Here is a 21,059-nt window from a genome sequence, read left to right as displayed (position 1 = left end):
TCAGCGGGGTTATGTTTTTTACGGCAGGGTAGCCCCAAACGCCCTGCAGCAGGCACTATTATGGTTTGTAGGAAATATCACTATCTCATTGGTTTGGAATGTTTTTTGTAGTGTTGCATCTACACGGATTTTGTATAAGCTACTACCGTGTGTATTTTTTACACAACTATTTTTGTGTATTACTGGTTAACGTCCTGTAAAACAAGTGAAAGCAAATACTTTTTTTGTTGCAGCAACGTTACTGGAAAAGCAACCTCAAAATCCACTAACTATGATCATCGCTGAATTACCAATTGATGAAGACCTGCGCCTGCAGGATCTTGCCTCCTATGAACTGATGGACACCCAGGCTGAAAACGAATTTGACGAACTGGTTGAATTGGCCGGGCAGATATGCAAATCGCCCATTTCACTTATTTCATTACTGGATAAAGACCGGCAGTGGTTCAAATCCCGCAAAGGTTTAGAGGATACCGAAACTTCCCGTGATGTGGCTTTTTGCGCACACGCCATTTTGCAGGATGATGTAATGAAAGTGGAAGACGCTACGAAAGACGTTCGTTTTTTTGATAACCCGCTGGTTGCCGACGGACTTAAAATACGTTTCTATGCAGGGGCACCGATTGTGTCTCCAACGGGACATAAACTGGGTACACTCTGTGTTATTGATACCACTCCGAGAGAACTTTCGCCCGAGCAGGAAAGAGCGTTGACCATATTGAGTAACCAGGTGACTAAATTACTTGAGCTGCGCAAAAAGAATATGGTGATCCGTAAAAGGGCCGAAGAGATGATCGCTATGAAAAGCAGCGTGATCAGCCGTGTGATAGAAAAGCAGGAAGAAGACAGGAAAGCAATTGCAACCAGCCTGCACGAAGATTTTGCACAATCAGTGGCTTCCAGCATCATGTACCTGAAAATGGCACAGGAAAGTAACAAACAATCAGAACCATTTTTACAAACGGCACAACAGCAGTTGAATGAAGTGTTGGGCAATATGCGCAATTTATCTTACTCAATTGTGCCTGCCACGCTTAACTGGTTGCCTGCAGAAGAACTGGTGAGGGAATTTGTAGAAAAGACAGCAGATACTTTTCCTTTTAAAGTGAAATTTAAAATGGTGGGCAACCCAACCATGGGTGCACCAGATAAAGCGCTTACTATTATACGCATCATCGAGAACTGGCTGAAAGTATTGTTTGATAAAAAAGCAGTGACCAAAGTAAACATCACCCTGCATACAGAAGGCCGCTTTGAAGTATTGATAGAAGATAACGGGCCTGTAAATGATTTTGAGAACGGCCGTAAAGATATCTTCGACAGCCTGCTGTACGATCGTATAAAACCACATGCGGGTGTAGTGGATCTTTCTGTTTCTCCTGCAGGAAAGAATATCCTTAAAATAATGCTGCCGGTTACGGCTATTGCAGTGTAAGTATAAAAATGAAGGGCAACAAAATTTTGTTGGCCCTCATTTTAAAATATTATTGTACCGCCATACCGGCCAGTAATGCATCCAGGCGTATAAACCCTTCCGTTATGCCGCCTTCCATGCCACTTTTTATCATCATATCTCTGTCCTGCACCGATTGATAGATGGCGTGTATCGTTAGCCTCGTTCTGTCGCCAGGCAATGCTTCAAACCTGGACGTATCAAATTCCACATGACCTTTTTCGGGTAAACCTAAAAATTCAAAAGTGCCGATCATTCTTTCAGGTGCCACCACCTCATGATACACACCACGAAAAGCGTATTCGTTACCAGCCAGGTCTTTACTGGTATAATGATAGCCGCCGCCATCCACTGCATTAAAAAAATGAAGGTCCATTGTAAGTTGCTTGGGGCCCATCCATTGTACAAATAATTCCGGGTCGGTATTGGCCTGGAAAACAAGTTCCCGTGGCGCATCAAATTCACGAATGATAAAAAGTTCCTGTTTGCACGGTTCGGCAATAACGGTTGTTTTGTTTTTTTCCATGGTATAAGTTTGTTTGTTGATGATATTTATTCATTAACCCTTCGGCATCCTGCTCATATCCATATACAGTACATTCCATTTATGCCCGTCGATATCGCTAAAAACGGAGCCATACATCCAGCCTTTCATTTCATAAGGAACATGCGTGCTGCTGCCACCGGCTGCAACAGCTTTTGCTACCAGTGCATCCACTTCTTCCTTGCTTTCAGCATCAATCGATAATAATACTTCCGTTGTATTATGCGCAATGGGTGACTGACCTCCAATGAAGTGCTGAAAAGTGGGTTCGTCGAACAGCATCAGCACCACATCTTTTTCGCCGATGAGCAGGCTTACCGAATTGGCGGTGTTGCCATGCTGTGTATTGAATTTAAAACCGAGTTGGGTAAAGAACTCTTTCGATCTTTTAATATCCTTTACCGGCAAATTGATCCAGAATTGTTTTGTCATGGCTTTACTTTTTTAAGTTCATATAAAATGTTTTTTTAGCAGCAGGTAATTTCTCCATAGCATTGCGTAATAAAGTGCGTGGCATAGAAGCCGCATGTGCATCTAAAAATTCCAGTAATTTCTTGGGTTCCTTATCACCTGCAAAGCGCAGCATCCAGCCCGTGGCTTTATGAATAAGGTCTTCCTTGTCTTTTAAAAGCAGGACAGCAATTTTAAATGTATCTACTGTATCGCCTTTTCTTAAAAAATAACAGGTGCTTAAAATAGCCGTGCGCCGCTCCCATAAATTTTTTGACTTTGCCAGTTGATATAATATTTTTCTTGGCTTATCAAACAAATAACTGCCCGTCATATAAAGACAACCCAGGTCTACCAGGTCCCAGTTATTCACCCTGTCGTGCCGGCGCATATACAATTCGTAAAATGATTGTAGCCTTTCCGGGGTAATTTTTTTATCACGGCTTTCTTTATCCATAATGCTGATGGCGCCTGCCCTGGCTTCGTGGATCTCACTTTCCAATAGTTTTTCTATTTCCGAAACAGGCATACCGCTGAATGCTTTTGCCAACGTAAATACCTGGCCCATCTTTACACCAATAAAAATATCACCGGCACCATACTGTCCCTCGCCCGATTTAAAATAGCGCTGTATCTTTTCCAGCTCCACATCCGATTGAAAAGTTTTTAATGCTTCAATAAAATGCTTTGCTGTTAGTAGCGGAGCATTCGCTTTTGCTTTTTTAACAGGCGTTGCAACCTTCTTTTTAGTGGCCATTGTTCCGTGTTTACAGTTAAAAACTCCTTAATTATGCAACTAACTGGTTGCAAATATATATGCAACTTTTTGGTTGCGCAAACTTTTTTACCTGTTTTTTTGTTTATTATTATAAACCGGCCAAAAGGCGAGCCTGCGCAGAACGTTGTTTAAACCCCGATAAAAATAATTTTCCTTTTCTGCACTGGCAACAGGGCTGCTTTTTAGGCTTGCAGTACCATAAAAATAATCCATCCCTGTTATTAATTTTCAGTCTACATTTGTACCTGTTTTTTAAAACGGGCTGCCCAAAAGGCAATCAAATTGCTTGCGGTACGTTTTTAAAGAATGCAGCCCCAACCGGTAAACCCAACAATTGCTTGCTATTCTTATGAACGTTAAAATTTTTTGTAGTGTCCAAACATGTTAACAAGGTAACCGCAGCAGGTTTAATTGTAGCCCTAGGAATTATTTACGGAGATATCGGTACTTCCCCTCTTTATGTATTCAGTGAAATTATAAACGGCAAGATGATAGAACCGCTGCTGATCATTGGCGGTTTGAGTTGTATCATCTGGACCCTTACCCTGCAAACCACTGTTAAATATGTGGTGCTTACTTTAAAAGCAGATAACAGGGGTGAAGGTGGTATATTCAGCTTGTACACGCTGGTGCGCCGGCAAAAAAAATGGCTGGTGATACCGGCCATGATCGGTGGCGCCGCTTTACTGGCCGATGGTATGATCACACCACCTATCTCGGTAGCAGCTGCTGTTGAAGGTTTGCGGAATATTCCTGTACTGCACGATATCAGCGCCAATACCATTATTATTATAGTACTCGCAATTTTAACCCTGCTGTTCTTTATGCAGCAGTTTGGTTCGGCCAGCATTGGTAAAATGTTCGGGCCAATTATGCTCATCTGGTTCTTAATGCTGGCAGTGCTGGGCCTGGCGCATATCTCCGACGAATGGCATATTCTTAAAGCCTTCAATCCGTATTATGCCATTAAATTATTGATCACTTATCCCAAAGGTTTCTGGTTGCTGGGTGCGGTATTTTTATGTACCACGGGTGCCGAAGCATTGTACAGCGACCTGGGGCATACTGGCAGGGCCAATATCCGCTACACCTGGGTATTTGTAAAGATCTGCCTGATACTGAATTATCTTGGCCAGGGCGCCCTGCTGCTGCACAATACCGGTAAAACATTTGCTACTGACGAACTGATCGATAAGATACCCGGCGCTATTCCCATGCGCAATCCTTTTTACGAAGTAATGCCCGAATGGTTCCTGTATCCCGGTATCATCATTGCCACTTTTGCGGCCATCATTGCCAGCCAGGCATTGATCAGCGGATCATTCACATTGATCAGTGAAGCCATCCGCCTGAACCTGTGGCCCAAAATGAAGATCAATTATCCTTCCGAAGCAAAGGGACAATTGTTCATACCGGGTATCAATACACTATTATTTGCAGGATGTGTGGGCATTGTTTTGTATTTCCAAACATCCAGTGCAATGGGTGCGGCTTATGGTTTGGCCATAACGCTCTGTATGCTGGCTACTACTATTTTGTTTTCCAATTACCTCGTATCACGCCGTGTCAACTCAGCGCTTATTTATCTTTTCCTGGCGGTATTCCTTTCTATCGAAATAAGTTTCCTGATCGCAAACCTCGATAAATTCCCGCATGGTGGTTATGTTACTTTAATTGTGGGTGGTGGTTTATTTGCCGTGATGTATGTATGGTACCGTGCCCGCAAGATCAAGAACCGCTACGTGGAATTTGTAAGGCTGGAAGAATATATTCCCAAGCTGGAAGAACTGAGCAATGATGTAACGGTACCGAAATATGCTACGCACCTGGTGTACTTAACAAGTGCGAATAATCCTAAAGAAATTGAGCACAAGATCATCTACAGTATTTTGAGTGGTAAGCCCAAGCGGGCCGATATTTACTGGTTTGTGCATGTGGATACATTGGATGATCCATATACTTCAGAATATTCGGTGGAACATATTATACCGAATGATATTATCCGCGTAGAGTTCAGGTTAGGATTCCGGATAGCGCCGAGGATAAACCTGATGTTTAAGAAAGTGGTGGAAGACTTAGTGGCCAACCGCGAAGTGAATGTTACCAGCCGTTACGAAAGCCAGCAACGCAATAATGTTACCGGCGATTTTCAATTCGTGGTAATGGAAAAGTTCCTGTCGCAGGATAATGAATTACCATTCTTTGAAAAACTCATCATGCGTTTATATTTCTGGGTAAAAGAAGTATCGCTGAGTGAAGAAAAAGGTTTTGGCCTGGAACAAAGTAAAGTGCAGGTAGAAAAATTCCCGCTGATAGTGGCGCCGGTAAGCAAGCTTAAATTAAAGCGCATCTATATTGGCGAAGAAGAGGAAGAAGAGGAGGAAAATTAATTGTGCATTCAAAATGTATAACCGGTCATGCAATCCATAACAGCAGCAGCCTTGCAGCAAAAAATACTGGATAAAGAAGACTTTCAGCTGATAGATGTGCGGGAGCCGGAGGAGCACGAAGAATTTAATATTGGCGGCGAATTGATACCACTGGGAGAGATCATGCAGCAGGCCGAAAAAATAGCAGCAGATAAACCTGTCATAATATATTGCCGCAAGGGCATCCGCAGCCAGGTGGCCATACAGCGCCTGCAGGAAAAATTTCAACTCACCAACCTCATCAATCTTATTGGCGGCACCGAAGCCTGGAAAAAAGAGTTTGCTCTTAACTCCTGAAGCGGCACTATGGATGTTTTATGGATGGAAATTTGCCGTTAAGCCTGAAATAACTAATTTAACGCTGCATAACCATCAAATCTCAATCATCAACTGAACTTGCTGCACATTGTTCTCTATATCATTGCCGGTATTGCCTTACTTTCTGTGATCGTATATTTTGTGCAGGAGAAATTCATTTTTAAACCGGAAAAATTACGGCAGGATTTTATTTATAAATACGATGCGCCTTTTAAAGAATTGTTCTTTGATGTGGAAGAAGGCGTAAGAATAAACGGGCTGCATTTTTATTGCACCAAACCTTTAGGCCTGATCCTGTATTTTCACGGCAATTCAAGAAGCATAAAAGGCTGGGCCAAATATGCCCGGGATTTTTACCGCTACCAGTATGATGTGGTATTGGTGGATTACCGCGGCTTTGGAAAAAGTACCGGTAAACGGAATGAAAAAGACATGCTGAAAGATATGCAGTTTGTGTACGATACATTAGCAGTAACGTACCCGCAAAATCATTTGATCGTTTATGGCCGCAGCCTGGGCAGTGGCTTTGCTGCAAAACTGGCGGCGGATAATTCGCCCCGCTATCTGATACTGGATGCACCTTATTTCAGTTTCCGGAAAACCATAGAAAGATTTTTGCCGATACTGCCAGTAAAATATATACTTCGTTATCATTTACGTACCGATAAATGGATACCCAAAGTAAATTGTCATACCTATATTTTACATGGTACCAAAGACCGTTTGATTCCCATTAGCAACAGTGAAAAACTGCAGGCGTTGAGTCCGCGGAAAATAACACTCATCCGCATTGAAGGCGGCAGGCATAATAACCTTCCGTCATTTCCGGAGTACCATAATTTTATCAGGGATATTTTGCAGGTGTAAGAAAGGGGAGTAGCTGCAAGCTGCAAGGGATAAGTATAAAGATACAATACCGCATGCTACTCCCTTGAAGCTTTTCCCCTTGCTGCTTTTCCTTGCCGCTATTCCCTTCTCCCCTAATTTTGTGTTATGAAGAAAAAAATATTCCGCTGGGTAAAGTTGATTGTGCTGCTGTACTCGCTTATTGGTATTGTGCTGTATTACCTGCAGGAAAAATTTTTATTTCACCCGGAGCAATTATCAAAAGATCATGTATTTAAATTCGATACACCATTTGAAGAGGTGAACATTCCATTTAATGAAGCGGATACAGTAAACATGGTAAAATTCTTTCCTAAAGATTCCATAAGAAAAGGCGTAGTGATCTACTACCACGGCAATAAAGAAAATATAGAACGCTATGCAAAATTTGCCGGCGATTTTACCAAACATGGTTATGAAGTATGGATGGAAGATTATCCCGGTTTTGGAAAAAGCACCGGCGAAAGGACTGAACAGAAAATGTACCGCCAGGCAGTGGAGATAGAAAGAATGGCGGCAGCCAAATATCACAACGATAGCATCATCATTTACGGAAAATCGCTGGGCACGGGCATTGCAGCCTATGTGGCTTCCCGCTCTGTAAATAAAAGACTGATACTGGAAACACCTTATTACAGTATTCCCGACCTGTTTGGATGTTATGCATTCATTTATCCAACTTCCAGGATGTCGATCTATAAAATTCCGACGAATGAATATTTAGCGGATGTAAATTATCCCATCAGTATTTTTCATGGAACAGATGATGGCGTAGTGCCTTACCGCTGTGCTAAAAAACTACAACCGGTTTTAAAACCGGCTGATGAATTCATAACTATTGAAGGTGGCACACATCATAACCTGGCCAGCTTTGAACTGTACAAAACAAAACTGGACAGTCTGTTGACGCATTGATCAACCGCCGCATCCCCCGCAACCACCACCACATCCGCCGCCGCAGCCACCACCGCCACTGCAACCGCTGCTGCACCCACTGCTGCATCCTGCAGAACTGCCATTGAAGTTTTCCGTTTGTGCAGACATGGATGTGAAAATATCTTTCAGTACAAAGTATTCTGCAAAACCCACAATGGCCGCTGCACCCAGTATGGAAAAGTTATTCACCACATCCTTACTGTAACCATCCGCATTTTGCTGCTTCCAGTAAAGGCCCAGGTATTCTCTTACTGTTTTGGTGTAGGAATAAACCTGTAATAGGATGAGGCACAAAAAACTGAACCCGGCCATTTCCATTACCAGGAAACCAACCGGCCGGTCATTAGCCAGTCCCTGCAGGAACCTTATAAAACCCGTAAGGAGAACAATACCCGGGATGATGAATTTTGGATGATCCACTTTTTGCGAAAGCCGGTGCAATTTTTCAATGCCGGGATGTAACACCGTATCCCGGTCGATCAAGGCAAGGCCTTCGTTGTACGAAAAAATTGCGTCTACGCTATACTGTTGCATTAGTGGCGCCAGCAGCGGATTGGTTTCATCTGCGGCAATGTCAGTGTCGTGCCGTACTATTTTGTAGCCGTCGCCGTACACCTGTATGATATTTCTTCTCAGCAGGTCTACCAGTGCTGTTTGATAACAGCGGTGATTGCCGTAAAGAAACCTGGCCATCTGGTAAGTGGTATACTGTTCCGGCAGGTTGTCCAGCAGCAGGCCATATAACCGCTTATCCTTGTGCAGCTGCGATATAAACGCTGTAATTACCCCGGCTATTCCGATGAAGAAATAGTAGGTTAAAAAGTCTTCGCCCTTTACGTGGTAGAGGTTTACTGCTGTAATGAAAGTTACCAGCGCCGCACTAAAAATAAAAACCAGCATTTTAAAGAATGCTGGTTCGTATATTTTTTCGTCAATGTCCTGTTCGGGATGCTGGCTGGGCGGCCATATATCCCCCGGCGCTGTTTGATGAAACGTTGTTTCGTACAGTTTCAGCGTGTCATCGTACCAGTTAGTGTGCTTCTTTTTTTCATCCGCACCTCCTTTGCTGGGGTGATGATGAATTTTCTTTCATCAATGTTTCCCTGCAAAACCGGTTCCAGTAATTGTCGGTGTAGGTAAGGTGCAGGTGCCATACCTCATCCACAATGGCGGAAGGCGATGCGCCGCTGGGAGAAATGCAGCAGAGGAAGATGAATTTTTTGTACTCCTCAATGGCCCTGTTGGTGAAAGATTGTTCCCAATGATTTTCTTTTGCTAATTTTCTGGAGAAGGGAAAGGCTGATGTTGGGTCATCAAGCTGAAAGGTTTGGATCTTTTTCCACAACTCCTGTTGTGAGAGTTTGTTCATTTTTCACAAAGTTATAATCCCGTTTTTGCGCTCTCCAAATTTCCAGTGTTACCAAATTGTTGTCATTTTTCTTTCAGCGAAACCTGCTTGGCAGTTACCTTCAATTCGTAAGTGCCGCCAACTTTTAAAGCATAATTACGGTCACTATGACTTACAGGGAAGTCAAAACAAACAGGGAAATCATATTCCGCAATGATATCCATAATGGCTTCGTACACTGGTTTACCAAAGGGCCGCTCCGTATCTTTCATATCGGTAAAGCCGCCGATTACCAGCCCCGCCAGGGCATCCAGCTTACCACTTCTCTTGAGTTGGTACAGCATGCGGTCGATATTGTAAATGTATTCCCCCACATCTTCGATGAACAGGATTTTATTTTTAGTGTGGATATCTGAGGGCGTACCGGTTAAATGTGCCAGCAACGAAAGGTTGCCGCCCACCAGTTCGGCGGTGGCGGTACCGGTTTTGTTGAAGGGATGTGGAGCTGTTTTATAATTTACTTTTTTACCTTTCACGGCATTTTGCAGCGATTGTATGAATTCATTTTTATAACCCTCCTCATTAAAAGCCGCCGCCATTGGCGCATGTAGGGTGGCAATTTTTAAGCGGGAATAAATATGGCTATGCAGCACCGTGATATCGCTGTAACCTATGAGCCATTTAGGTTTTTTTTTGAATTTGCTGAAGTCGAGTGCATCAATTATCCTGCCCACACCATATCCGCCGCGGCCGAACAAAATGGCGTTGATGCTGTCATCATCCAGCATGGCCTGCAGTTCATCACACCGGTCTTCATCTGTTGCGCTGAAATAATTGAGCGAATTACTGCCCAGTGTTTTGCCCACCATTACCTGGTAGCCCCATTGCTGTAAGGTGCTGATACAGGTTTGCGCTTTTTCAGCAGCCATATAACCGGCGGGGCAGGTAATGCCGATCGTGTCGCCTTTTTTTAAGTAGGGAGGAAATTTTACCATGTGTAAATTTTATGCAAAGTATTATAAAATGGGGTATGATTTTTGGGTAAATTTACATATCCAAAATTAACCAATGCGTATATTCATACTTATCCTGCTGTCAATTTCATTTTCTATTAATGCCAATGCCCAGGCCTGTTCAGGTCCCGGCCGTACACCCGATGGTGCCCAGGCTGTTTGTGGCTATCTCCCTTTCAACGAAAAAATAGTTTCCAATTGCCAGGGACCGGATATTCCTAATCCAACATCGGGATGCGGGCAGGTAACTTCCGATAACTCTATCTGGTATAAATTTCATTGTTATGTTTCGGGCACATTTGGTTTTTTATTAACGCCGGCAAGTGGTGGTGATGATTACGATTGGGAAATAATGGATATTACAGGACATCAGCCCGCTGATGTATACACAATGGAATTGAGGGTGTCTTTAAATTTAAGCGGGCAAACGGGACCTACCGGTTGTACAGCTGCCGGTATTTCGGATATCAATTGCGGGGGCGGTGCAGCAGGCACACAATACAACAGGCTGCTGAATATTGTTGCAGGTCACGATTACGTGATGATGGTAAATAACTGGACAAGTTCCACACAGGGATATAATCTTGTTTTCAACGGTACAGCATCTTTGGTGAATCCTGTAACACCCTATCCATCTATCACGAATGTGAGCTTGGTAGGCTGCGATGCATCAAAAGTAAAAATCACTTTCTCTGAAGATATTCTGTGCGACAGTATATCACCAATTACAGGAACCGAGTTTTCTATAACGGGAGGTACACATCCTTTGACCGGGATAGTTTCTGCCTGCGATGTGAGCGCAAAAGCTGTTCCATGGGTGATACTGAACCTGCAGACACCATTACCTGCAGGAAACTACCAATTGAATGTAGGAGTTGGTTCGGATGGTAATACCCTCTCCAATGTTTGCAGAAATACCATGGCCCCCGCTTCTTTCCCATTCACTGTACCGGCAATTGTACCTGCTGCGGTCAATAACATTACCTACAGCGGTTGTGCGCCAACGTTATTAAATGTAAAACTTGATAAACCGGTTTGGTGCAGCACCATCACTTTTTCGGGTTCCAATGGGGAGTTTGCCATACAGCCGGGTAATATTCCAATATTATCAGCACAGGGTGTTTGCAGTGGCACACCGTCTTATGCAGATATGATACAGGTTACTTTGCAGAATCCTTTGCCTTATGGTAACTATCAACTGGTAATAAGCAACGGTGCAGATGGCAATACATTCACAGATACCTGCGGTAATAATGTGGTGGCTGCCAGCATTCCGTTTGCTATCAATCAAACTACGGTGGCGCCACTAGTTCAGTCCATTGGTTTCGACGAATGCCATCCGGATAAAATAGTGGTGAACTTTGATAAACCTGTAAAATGTGCTTCAATATCACCCACCGGTAATGAGTTTACCGTTACGCCAGGGCCATTGGCCATCAGTAATGTTACTTACAGTTGTGGTGGAGTGGGCAACTATATCACACAGGCAGTGCTCACTATGCAGAACCCACTGCCCGCCGGTAATTTTGCAGTAAATATTGGTGCTGGTACAGACGGCAATTCTTTATCGGATACCTGCTATGTATATATGGCCAATGGTTACAGTAAAGCATTTACTGCCACCAAGGCACCGGCGCCTAAATTCGATTCGGTACAATTTGATAAGTGCAATCCTTCATTTGCAAAATTATTTTACAGCAATGCTATCAAATGTTCATCCATAAGTGCTGATGGTTCGGATTATAATATCACCGGGCCTTCGGCCGTAACTATTAATGCAATTGTAACAGATGGCAACTGTGGTACATTGGGCTACACAAAATGGGTATTGCTGCAGTTTGCACAACCGGTAAATGTATTTGGCAATTATGTGATACATAATAAAGTGGGAACGGACCTGAATGGTATCATTGATACCTGCAATGCGTCGCAAAGCACAGCTGAAACAATTGGATTTACTGCATTAGTAAAACCAACGGCTGCATATACCACCCAGGTTAAATTTGGCTGTGTGATGGATACCATTATTTTCAGCCATCCCGGCGGTAACGGTATCACTACCTGGACCTGGAGCTTCCCTGATGGAACTACTGCCAGCGGGCAAACAGTTACGCATGTTTTCCCGGTATCCACTCCTTCTGTAACAGTACAGCTTACAGTTGATAATGGTTCCTGCAATGATGTGGTGAGCCAGACAATTACATTGGGCAATTCATTCAAAGCTGCATTTGCAAGCACGCCAAAAGATACCACCTGTATCAGTGCGCAGGTGAATTTTGCCAACGGTTCAAATGGCAACAACCTGCAGTACCTGTGGGATTTTGGCGATAATACAACTTTTGCCGGCCAAACACCGCCGCCACATGCTTATTCAACTACCGGTACTTATACGGTACAATTAACCGCCACCGATGTAAATGGTTGTAAAGATGTAGCCACAGGAAAAATGGAAGTGTTACCGGCAGCAACAATCGACTTTACAGGATTGAATCCACAATATTGTTCCGACAATACAGTATCGCTTACCAAAGTTTCGTCCAGTACGATATTAACGTACACCTGGGATGACGGCGATGGCATGACCATTCAGAACAAACCTACTGTACAGTTAACCTATCCTAACGAAGGCGTGTACACGATAAAACTGACCGGTACTGATAAATATTGTGGTACAGCGGTTGCCAGCAAACAGGTACAGATCTATGCCGTACCTGTTGTTAACCTGGGTAATGATACCATACTTTGTCCTGCCATGGCTATACAGCTGGGGCCTCTGCCGGTAGCAGGTTATACTTATTTATGGAGCAATGGCGCCACTACATCGCAGGTAACCACAGATATGTTTACTTCCAGCTACACATTGTCGGTAGATAATCATGGCTGTAAAGCTTCTGATGCTATAGGCGTAAAAATATTAACTGCCTGCCTGATAATGGTGCCCAATGCCTTTACACCTAATAACGATGGTAATAATGATAAACTGAAACCCACCAATGCCGACCTGGCAAAAGAGTTTTCGTTCAAAGTATTTAATCGCTATGGTGTGCTGGTGTTTGCCACCACCAATCCAACAGAAGGATGGGATGGTACGTACAGGGGAGCAAGGGTGGAAACAGGTACTTATGTGTGGCAGCTCCGCTACATTGATCCATGGAATGGAAAGAAAGTGGCGCAGAACGGCAGCAGTATTTTACTGCGTTAAGATCACCTGCTTTCTTTTAACGAAACAGAACTGTTGCTGACAGTAAGCTGGTGTTTAACACCGCACTTCAACGCATAATTGTTTTTTTGATGCCCTACAGGGAAATCAAAACAAACAGGATAACTGTATTCTTTTATCTTTTCGGTAACAATGGCGTAAAGGTCTTTGCCAAATTCATCGGCAGGATCTTCGGAGGGTTTTACTTTAAACCCGCCTACCACAAGGGCTTTCAAGCGATTTAATTTTCCTGTGCGTTTCAGGTTCCAGAACATACGGTCGATGCTGTACAAATACTCACCGGTATCTTCCACAAATAAAATTTTTCCGTCGGTATTGATATCGCTTTTACTCCCGGCCAGTGTTTCCAGTGTTTTTAAATTGCCACCCACCAACGTGCCTTCTGCAATGCCTGCACGGTTATTTGCGTTGGGTGCAGCAGTGTAGATCATCTTTTCGCCGAACAGGCATTTCTGTATCGATTCAATGGTTTCCATCTGCACCGGCTCTGCCTTACTCCAGTCACTGGGAAAACTGTTGCACATTTTGGAATGAATGGAGGCAATACCAAAATTCCTGTCCAGGTGCGCATGTATCACGGTGATATCACTAAAGCCAATGATCCACTTCGGGGCCAGGGCAAATTTTTTAAAATCAACCTTATCAATAATGCGCACGGCGCCATAACCGCCTCTGGCGCACATGATGGCCTTAATGCTTTTATCATCTAGCATCTGCTGCAGGTCCTGCAGGCGCTCTTCATCAGTACCACCAAAAGTAAAATCCTTTTTGCCCACGGTGCTGCCCACCTTGATATCAAAACCCCACTCTTTCATTTTGGCAACAGCAGGTTGAATATCTTCCAGTGTAATAAAACCGGCCGGGCAGGTGATACCGATGGTATCGCCTTTTTTAAGGTAGGGGGGTATTTTGGCCGGTAAACCGGGCTCGGCAAACAAATTATTGCCGGCAGGGGCAGCAATAAAGGCGGCCGCAGGAACTACTGAAGAGAGGAATTTTTTACGGTTCATACTACCAATTTACAGTTATTTATCAAAAGCCGCCAAAGCCAACTATTCAATATTTTTTAAAATTTACCCAACCCTTTTTCAACCAACGATAGTTATATATATTACATGAACCAACTTTTACCTAAAAAGAGATTCTTGACTGCAAATCCAGATACACTGATAAAAGGCTGCTTGCAAAATGATATCCAAAGCCAGGAACGTTTGTACAAGCTCTGTTATCCTGATATGATCAAGATTTGCTACCGTTATGCCAAGGATGCAGCTGGTGCAGGTACAATTTACAATAATGCGATGCTGAAGATATTTAAAGGTATCGGTAATTATAAGGAAGAAGGTAAACTGATGGGTTGGGTAAAAACGGTGGTGGTGCATTGCTGCATTGATTATTGCAAACAGCAGCATGCTTTTAAACCACTGGATAGTTATCAATACGCAGAAGATATCAGCATTAAGCCGGAAGTGTTCAACAAGGTTTCGGCTAAGGAGATACAGCAACTGATCAAACAATTACCCGGTGCCACAGCAGCAGTGTTCAATATGTACGTGTACGAGGGGTTTACGCACAAACAGATCGGCGAACAACTGGGCATAAGCGATGGTACCAGCAAATGGCATGTAAGCGAAGCCAAAAAAATACTGAAACAAAAACTAGATAGATTTTCTGAAACCGAACTCAAAACAAATGCAGCAGGATAACAACCATATTGAAAACAAGCTAAGGCAACTGGAGAACCAGCAATTGCCGGACCTTAGCCAGATGGATGCCCACTGGCAACAGATGGGAGCCATACTGTCGCCGGGGTCGTTTACAGTGCCTAAAACATCTTTTCTTAAAACCCATCTTAAGAAATTGCTTTTTGCCGCCTGCATCATTGCAGCGTTGATGATAGCTTATGTGGCACAATACAATGCCGGCAAACATACCGCAACACCTGTTGCAGGTAAAAACAGCGGTGCAGAAAAAAACACCACAACAGCAGTTACAACTAATGATACTAACGATACATTATTAAGTGCTGATGCAACAGTAACGGATGCAGCCGGGTTATCCAAAATGTGCATTAAAAAGATCATTCCCCTCATCAATAAAATGTCGGCAGTAAAAGAGCTGTTGCCGCTGGACATCAATAGTACAGCCCTTGCATTTAACCATAACTATTTATCTATCGGAAATTTTTACAACCAGATACAAAAACAAGCGCAACAATTCATCATCAATTCAGCAACCGGTGGCTTTATCACAGCCGGCGAAGGCACAACCATTCAAATACCACCGGTTGCGTTTGTTGATGGAAACGGCCAGCAGGTAAGCGGTAACGTTACCATCTACCTGGAAGAATATTATAAATACTCCGACATGATCGCTGCCAATCTTACCACTACCAGCAATAAGGAACAACTGGTTACAGGCGGTATGATCAGGATCATAGCAGTACAGAATAATAAACCGGTGGAACTGCGCAATAATAAACCAATGGAAATTACCATGCCCACTACAAACTATGATGCGGAAATGCGGTTGTTCCTGGCAGATGAAAAGAACGAATGGGAAAAAATACCTGCATTCAATACATCTTTTAATGGCACTTATGATGTGGCTGCAAATACCAGCGGCTTTGGAAGAAAACTGGACTGGACGATGAGTTCAATAATAAGGAACAGTTACGATGGCTTTGATGGCAAGACCAATTTTTTAAGCCTGCAAGATGAGCCGGTACGGGTGAGGGAAACAAGAAACAGGAGGATCGCAAAATTCCACATTACCAATAAACTGCCCATGGATGTTGCGGAAGCAAAAAAAGTACTGCAGGAAAAATACGGTGATTATTATACTGTGATAAAAGTAAAAAAAGTAAAGCCACTGAGGAAATTATTCGGAAGAGGTTTTGGAACTCGTAAATATATCGGTGATTCAACAAGAATGACCGTGAATGATGCGATCAGGTGGCATTATATTGACCGTAAGGACAGTGTATTTTATGCAGAAAAAGTAAAACAGGATAGTGCAGACTACTATAAAAGATTGTTTGCAAGAGGACCTGTATGGATATTAAACCCTTTTGAAAATACCTCCGGAAAAGATACTTTTTCCTTCCGGAAGATGCAGGACTCTCTTGCTGGCGTTTATGAAAAAAGAAGACAGGTAGAACAGGCATATCATTTTACTGTTGCCAAAATGGGCTGGATCAACTGCGACCGTTTTTACTCCTATCCCGATAAAACAGATTTTGTGCTGGACCTGCCGGCAGATGTGGAAGCAGGCAAATTTGTAACACAGCTTGTATTTACCAAAATAAGGTCGGTAATGCCGGGCGAGTATCAAAAAAATAAGATCGGGTTTATGAATATCCCGAATGATATGCCGGTGTTCGTGGTAGGCCTCGGCGAAAGAAATGGTAAAGTGGTTTCGTTTATGCAGGCATTAAAAACAGGTAGTAAATCTGTGGCCATTAACACACTGGAAGAAACCACGCCGGAAGCATTTAAGGAAAAATTGAAACAACTGGATCTATAAACTTAGTTTTACTTTGGGGTTTTTCATTTAGCAGCACTATGTCTATACTGCTGCTTTTTTATTTTATGCGATAACCACCCCAATTACCCGCATTTTGATAGTGAGTCTAATTAAGGTATTTTTGCAGCGCAATGAACAATCCTGGAAGATATTTAATTACAGCGGCCCTGCCTTATGCCAACGGGCTGAAGCATGTGGGCCACCTGGCCGGTTGCTATTTACCGGCAGATATTTATGTACGTTACCTGAAAGCGCAGAAAAGAGACGTGGTTTTTGTATGCGGCAGCGACGAACACGGTACTGCTATTCCCATACAGGCAACTAAAGAAGGCACTACGCCGCAGGCTATTATTGATAAGTACCATACCATCATCAAGCAGAATTTTGATGACCTGAGCATCAATTTTGATATTTATCACCGCACTTCTGCACCTATACATCATGAAACGGCGCAGGAATTCTTTACTTACCTGAACGACAGGGGAGAGCTGGAAATAAAAGAAAGCGAACAGTATTACGATGAGGAAGCTAAAACTTTTTTGGCCGACCGTTATATAAAAGGCACCTGCCCCAATTGCGGTTACGAAAATGCATTTGGCGATCAGTGTGAAAGATGCGGTACGGCATTAAGCCCTGATGAACTGATCAATCCTGTAAGCACCATCAGCGGTAATGCACCGGTAAAAAAAGCCACCCGCCACTGGTATCTTCCATTAAATAAACATGAAGCATGGTTGCGGGAATGGATATTGAATGAACATGCCGGCGACTGGAGACCTACCGTGGTAGGCCAGTGCAAGAGCTGGATAGAAGGCGGATTGCAACCCCGTGCTGTAACAAGGGACCTTGACTGGGGTATCAAAGTGCCGTTGCCCGATGCAGCAGGAAAGATGCTGTACGTGTGGTTTGATGCACCGATCGGTTATATCAGCGCCACCAAGCAATGGGCGCTGGATAATAATAAAGATTGGAAACCTTACTGGTACGAAAAAGATACCAAGCTGGTGCATTTTATTGGTAAGGATAACATCGTATTTCATTGCATCATATTTCCCGTGATGCTGCAACTGCACGGCAATATTGTGCCGGACAATGTACCCAGCAATGAATTTTTAAATTTAGAAGGGGATAAAATGAGCACCAGCCGTAACTGGAAGCTGGAGATGCAGGATTATATCGATGACTTTGTGAATAAAGAAAATGGCGGTACACAGTGTGTGGACATGCTGCGCTACTACCTTACACAAATTGCTCCAGAAACAAAGGACAGTGAATTTACATGGAAGGGTTTCCAGGATGCAGTGAACAGCGAACTCGTAAGTATATTCGGCAATTTTGTGAACCGCACCTGGGTGCTGATGCATAAACTATGCGGCGGTAAAGTGCCTAAACTGCACGAAGAGATCTTAGATGCAGAAGATCAATGGATCATCAGTGAAATAGAAAATGCAAAAACAAAGATCGAAATATTGCTGGAAGAATATAAATTCCGTGATGCCTTGTTTGAAGTGATAGACTTAAGCCGCAAGGGAAATCAATACATGCAAAAGAAAGAGCCATGGATAGTGGCGAAGAGCCTTGCAACCGATCCCGACAAACAAAAGTTGATTGATAACTCTTTGCATCTTTGCCTGCAGTTGACAGCCAACCTGGCCGTATTGATCCATCCATTTTTACCCAATACCGCAAAAAAAATGCTGTATATGATGAAAGTGGTGGATAAGATACTGGATTGGGAAAATGCAGGAAAAATAAAATTATTAAGCGTTGGTTACAGCTTAAGGGAACCGCAATTACTGTTCAGAAAAATTGAAGATGAAGAGATAGCAGCACAGGTACAAAAACTAAAAGCCAATTCAAAACCCGTACCTCAAAAAATCAACAAAGTGGAAGAAAAAAAATCCCGGGAAGCAAACGAAAAATCTGAAATCGTAAATCTAAAATCCGAAATCGTCTTCGATGATTTTGCAAAGATCGACCTGAAAGTAGGAACCATCGTGGCGGCAGAAAAAGTGGAAAAAGCGGATAAGCTTTTAAAACTGCAGGTGGATCTTGGTTTTGAAACCAGGACCATTGTAAGCGGCATAGCATTACATTTTGCTCCGGAAGATATTGTCAATAAACAGGTAGTGGTGGTTGCCAACCTGGCGCCGCGTAAAATGAGGGGCATTGAAAGCAATGGCATGATATTAATGGCAGAGGACAATACCGGGAAACTGCATTTTGTAAAACCAGAAGCGGTGATCAATGCAGGGGCGGGCGTAAGTTAAACTTACACTACGTAAGGCATCGTGATATTTAAAGTACAACCGTTATCAGGATAGGTAACGATCTCTACTTTACCATTGTAAGCATCGATCCTGTTAAAGATATTGATGAAGCCGATGCCGCTGGCTTTTTGTTTGGCTTTATCAAAACCAATACCGTTATCGCTGATCACCAGGTTGCATTGATTATTCTTTTCCTTTAAAGAAATAGTGGCGGCAACAGCCCTGGAGTATTTAATGATATTATTGCTCTGTTCCTGTATAATGCGGAAGACCACCAGTTGTTGCTCCTGCGTCAACTTATCTATCACGGCAGTATCAATATCAGTGGTCACAGTAATGTCGTTGAACTTTTTCATGTTGCGGCAAATGTCCATGATACTCGGTTCAAGGCCCACCGATTTTACGATAGAAGTATTCAGTCTTTTAGATAAACTCCTGATCTCTTCCACGGCCTGCAGCAGGTATTCCGAAGCTTTATCTAACAATTCTTCCTGTATGTCACTTTTTTTGGCGGCGCCGATATGCAGTCGGGCGCTCATCAGTAACTGGTTCACATTATCGTGCAACTCGGCACTGATCATGCTGCGTTCTTTTTCCTGCGCTTCAATAGTGGCCTGGTTGATGAGCTTTTGTTTTTTTACCTGCTCATTCATCAACTGGGCTTCCAGTTTTTTTCTTTCGGTAATATCCTGTATAGCGCCGATCAAACGGATCGGTTTATGCTCTTCATAAATGGCAAAACCTTTATCGGAGATATTACGGTAAGTACCATCGGCATATTGAAAACGGTATTCATCTTCCCAGTTATTCTTACAGGCTATCAGCGCCTGCTCAAAATTTCTTTTCACCCTTTCTTTATCTTCCGGGTGTATCTTGTTGAACCACCAGCTGAGATTACTCTCCACCTGGTCTTTCGCATAGCCCGATATTTTGTAAAACGCATCACTGCGGTAGATCTCTTTAGTTTTCAGGTCAAGATCCCATACGGCTTCCGAAGTGGCATTAACAGCATACGTAAAACGTTCATGTATCTTCTTGATCTGCTCTTCTGTATTTTTCCGGTCGGTGATATCAATAGCCTGTCCGCCGATATAACGTTTGTTATCAGCAGTTTTAAAAATAAAAGTATTGGAAACAAAATGTATCACATTGCCATCGGGCGCCGTTAGTGAATGCTCCGTGATCAATGGCGCATCATTCCGGAATGCTTCTTTATTTCTTTCGATCACTCTTTTGGCAAGTTTTTCAGGCAACACCTGCGAGATATGTTTGCCGATCGGGTCGCCTTCAAATCCGGTGGAATCAGTATAAGCCGCATTGGCAAAAACAATATAGTCATTCTCATCATAGATCCAGCAACCGGTCTGGCTGTTCTCCATGAACAGGCCAAACAAAGTTTCATTGTTTTGTGTGAATTGCTGCTCGTTGGGTTTTTCTCCAATGATCCTGCTGGTGATAATAACAGAATTGTTATTATCTATTAAAGTGGCAGTAGAATAAAAGTTGAATTTGCGGCCTTCGGTATTGGTATAGATCACTTCGCCGTTCCAGCTGCCGGTTTTAAAAAGAGAAAATAATATCTGGTATTTACTGGTCGTGCTTTTAAAGGAGAATTGCACGGCTTCACTTAAAGAAGTATGGGTAAAATGATTTTCAGAAAGCCCGAAAATGAGTTCGGCAGTCCTGTTGAAACCGGTAATGCAAAACTGTGTATTGGTGATGATGATGCTGTCCTGCCCCGGGTATAATTCGGGTTGAATAACATCTGCAGCCTTGTAACTGACGCTCAGGTAAGCCTCAGTACTCTCAGTTTGTTTGGATGCTAATGGTTTCATGGTATTGGAATGCTGTTACAATTACTAACAAAACGGCATTTTAAAAATCAGTTTG

General features: G+C 43.1%; 17 protein-coding genes. 9 read left to right on the top strand and 8 right to left on the bottom strand.

Annotated features, from left to right (window positions below; genetic code table 11):
- Positions 1–271 precede the first annotated feature (271 nt).
- Complete coding sequence (locus tag QM738_RS02005; RefSeq protein WP_462275007.1) at positions 272–1,435, top strand: GAF domain-containing sensor histidine kinase; 1,164 nt, start codon at positions 272–274, stop codon at positions 1,433–1,435.
- Between the two features lie 49 nt (positions 1,436–1,484).
- On the opposite strand, the gene QM738_RS02000 is transcribed toward QM738_RS02005, so the two are convergent.
- From QM738_RS02000 to QM738_RS01990, 3 genes are read right to left on the bottom strand one after another with little or no spacing between them, the layout of a single operon-like run.
- Positions 1,485–1,979, bottom strand: a complete 495-nt coding sequence (locus tag QM738_RS02000) for an SRPBCC family protein (RefSeq protein WP_462275006.1) — start codon at positions 1,977–1,979, stop codon at positions 1,485–1,487.
- A 33-nt stretch (positions 1,980–2,012) separates the two neighbouring features.
- Entirely contained in the window at positions 2,013–2,429 is a 417-nt protein-coding gene (locus QM738_RS01995) for a VOC family protein (protein ID WP_462275005.1), read from the bottom strand.
- Positions 2,430–2,433: 4 nt separating this feature from the next.
- On the bottom strand, positions 2,434–3,204 hold the full coding sequence (locus QM738_RS01990) for a DNA alkylation repair protein (protein ID WP_462275004.1): 771 nt from the start codon (positions 3,202–3,204) through the stop codon (positions 2,434–2,436).
- A gap of 392 nt (positions 3,205–3,596) precedes the next feature.
- Here QM738_RS01990 and QM738_RS01985 point away from each other — a divergent pair, with 392 nt between their 5' ends.
- The 4 genes from QM738_RS01985 (at position 3,597) to QM738_RS01970 (ending at position 7,772) form a co-directional block, all read left to right on the top strand.
- Positions 3,597–5,615: a KUP/HAK/KT family potassium transporter gene (locus QM738_RS01985; protein WP_462275003.1), complete on the top strand. Its 2,019-nt coding sequence runs from the start codon at positions 3,597–3,599 to the stop codon at positions 5,613–5,615.
- 27 nt (positions 5,616–5,642) lie between these two features.
- Positions 5,643–5,951, top strand: a complete 309-nt coding sequence (locus QM738_RS01980; RefSeq protein WP_462275002.1) for a rhodanese-like domain-containing protein — start codon at positions 5,643–5,645, stop codon at positions 5,949–5,951.
- 99 nt (positions 5,952–6,050) lie between these two features.
- A complete protein-coding gene (locus tag QM738_RS01975) occupies positions 6,051–6,839 on the top strand; it encodes an alpha/beta hydrolase (protein WP_462275001.1) in 789 nt (262 codons plus the stop codon).
- 126 nt (positions 6,840–6,965) lie between these two features.
- Positions 6,966–7,772, top strand: a complete 807-nt coding sequence (locus tag QM738_RS01970; RefSeq protein ID WP_462275000.1) for an alpha/beta hydrolase — start codon at positions 6,966–6,968, stop codon at positions 7,770–7,772.
- Here the strand turns inward: QM738_RS01970 and QM738_RS01965 are convergent, their stop codons facing one another.
- The 3 genes from QM738_RS01965 to QM738_RS01955 all read right to left on the bottom strand — a co-directional run bounded on the left by QM738_RS01965 (position 7,773) and on the right by QM738_RS01955 (position 10,136).
- Positions 7,773–8,693, bottom strand: a complete 921-nt coding sequence (locus QM738_RS01965; RefSeq protein WP_462274999.1) for a DUF2207 domain-containing protein — start codon at positions 8,691–8,693, stop codon at positions 7,773–7,775.
- A gap of 148 nt (positions 8,694–8,841) precedes the next feature.
- Complete coding sequence (locus QM738_RS01960; protein WP_462274998.1) at positions 8,842–9,162, bottom strand: glycine-rich domain-containing protein; 321 nt, start codon at positions 9,160–9,162, stop codon at positions 8,842–8,844.
- 62 nt (positions 9,163–9,224) lie between these two features.
- A complete protein-coding gene (locus QM738_RS01955) occupies positions 9,225–10,136 on the bottom strand; it encodes a S66 peptidase family protein (protein ID WP_462274997.1) in 912 nt (303 codons plus the stop codon).
- Between the two features lie 73 nt (positions 10,137–10,209).
- Here QM738_RS01955 and QM738_RS01950 point away from each other — a divergent pair, with 73 nt between their 5' ends.
- Positions 10,210–13,356: a gliding motility-associated C-terminal domain-containing protein gene (locus tag QM738_RS01950; protein ID WP_462274996.1), complete on the top strand. Its 3,147-nt coding sequence runs from the start codon at positions 10,210–10,212 to the stop codon at positions 13,354–13,356.
- Between the two features lie 2 nt (positions 13,357–13,358).
- Here the strand turns inward: QM738_RS01950 and QM738_RS01945 are convergent, their stop codons facing one another.
- Positions 13,359–14,384 (bottom strand): S66 peptidase family protein, encoded by a 1,026-nt coding sequence (locus QM738_RS01945; RefSeq protein ID WP_462274995.1) that lies wholly within the window; start codon positions 14,382–14,384, stop codon positions 13,359–13,361.
- 135 nt (positions 14,385–14,519) lie between these two features.
- Here QM738_RS01945 and QM738_RS01940 point away from each other — a divergent pair, with 135 nt between their 5' ends.
- The 3 genes from QM738_RS01940 to metG all read left to right on the top strand — a co-directional run bounded on the left by QM738_RS01940 (position 14,520) and on the right by metG (position 19,169).
- The gene (locus QM738_RS01940) at positions 14,520–15,080 is read left to right on the top strand and encodes an RNA polymerase sigma factor (RefSeq protein ID WP_462274994.1); all 561 of its coding nucleotides are present in this window, start codon (positions 14,520–14,522) and stop codon (positions 15,078–15,080) included.
- Positions 15,067–16,899 (top strand): hypothetical protein, encoded by a 1,833-nt coding sequence (locus QM738_RS01935; RefSeq protein ID WP_462274993.1) that lies wholly within the window; start codon positions 15,067–15,069, stop codon positions 16,897–16,899. Before QM738_RS01940 ends, QM738_RS01935 begins: the two co-directional genes overlap by 14 nt.
- A 131-nt stretch (positions 16,900–17,030) precedes the next feature.
- The gene (metG, locus tag QM738_RS01930) at positions 17,031–19,169 is read left to right on the top strand and encodes a methionine--tRNA ligase (RefSeq protein ID WP_462274992.1); all 2,139 of its coding nucleotides are present in this window, start codon (positions 17,031–17,033) and stop codon (positions 19,167–19,169) included.
- A 2-nt stretch (positions 19,170–19,171) separates the two neighbouring features.
- Here the strand turns inward: metG and QM738_RS01925 are convergent, their stop codons facing one another.
- Complete coding sequence (locus tag QM738_RS01925) at positions 19,172–21,004, bottom strand: PAS domain-containing sensor histidine kinase (protein ID WP_462274991.1); 1,833 nt, start codon at positions 21,002–21,004, stop codon at positions 19,172–19,174.
- Positions 21,005–21,059: the final 55 nt, after the last annotated feature.

The sequence above is a fragment of the Ferruginibacter sp. genome, from assembly GCF_049840995.1.
Classification (GTDB): Bacteria; Bacteroidota; Bacteroidia; order Chitinophagales; family Chitinophagaceae; genus Ferruginibacter.
The sequence above is the reverse complement of the archived record's forward strand: the minus strand, read 5'-3'. Positions and strand labels throughout refer to the sequence as shown.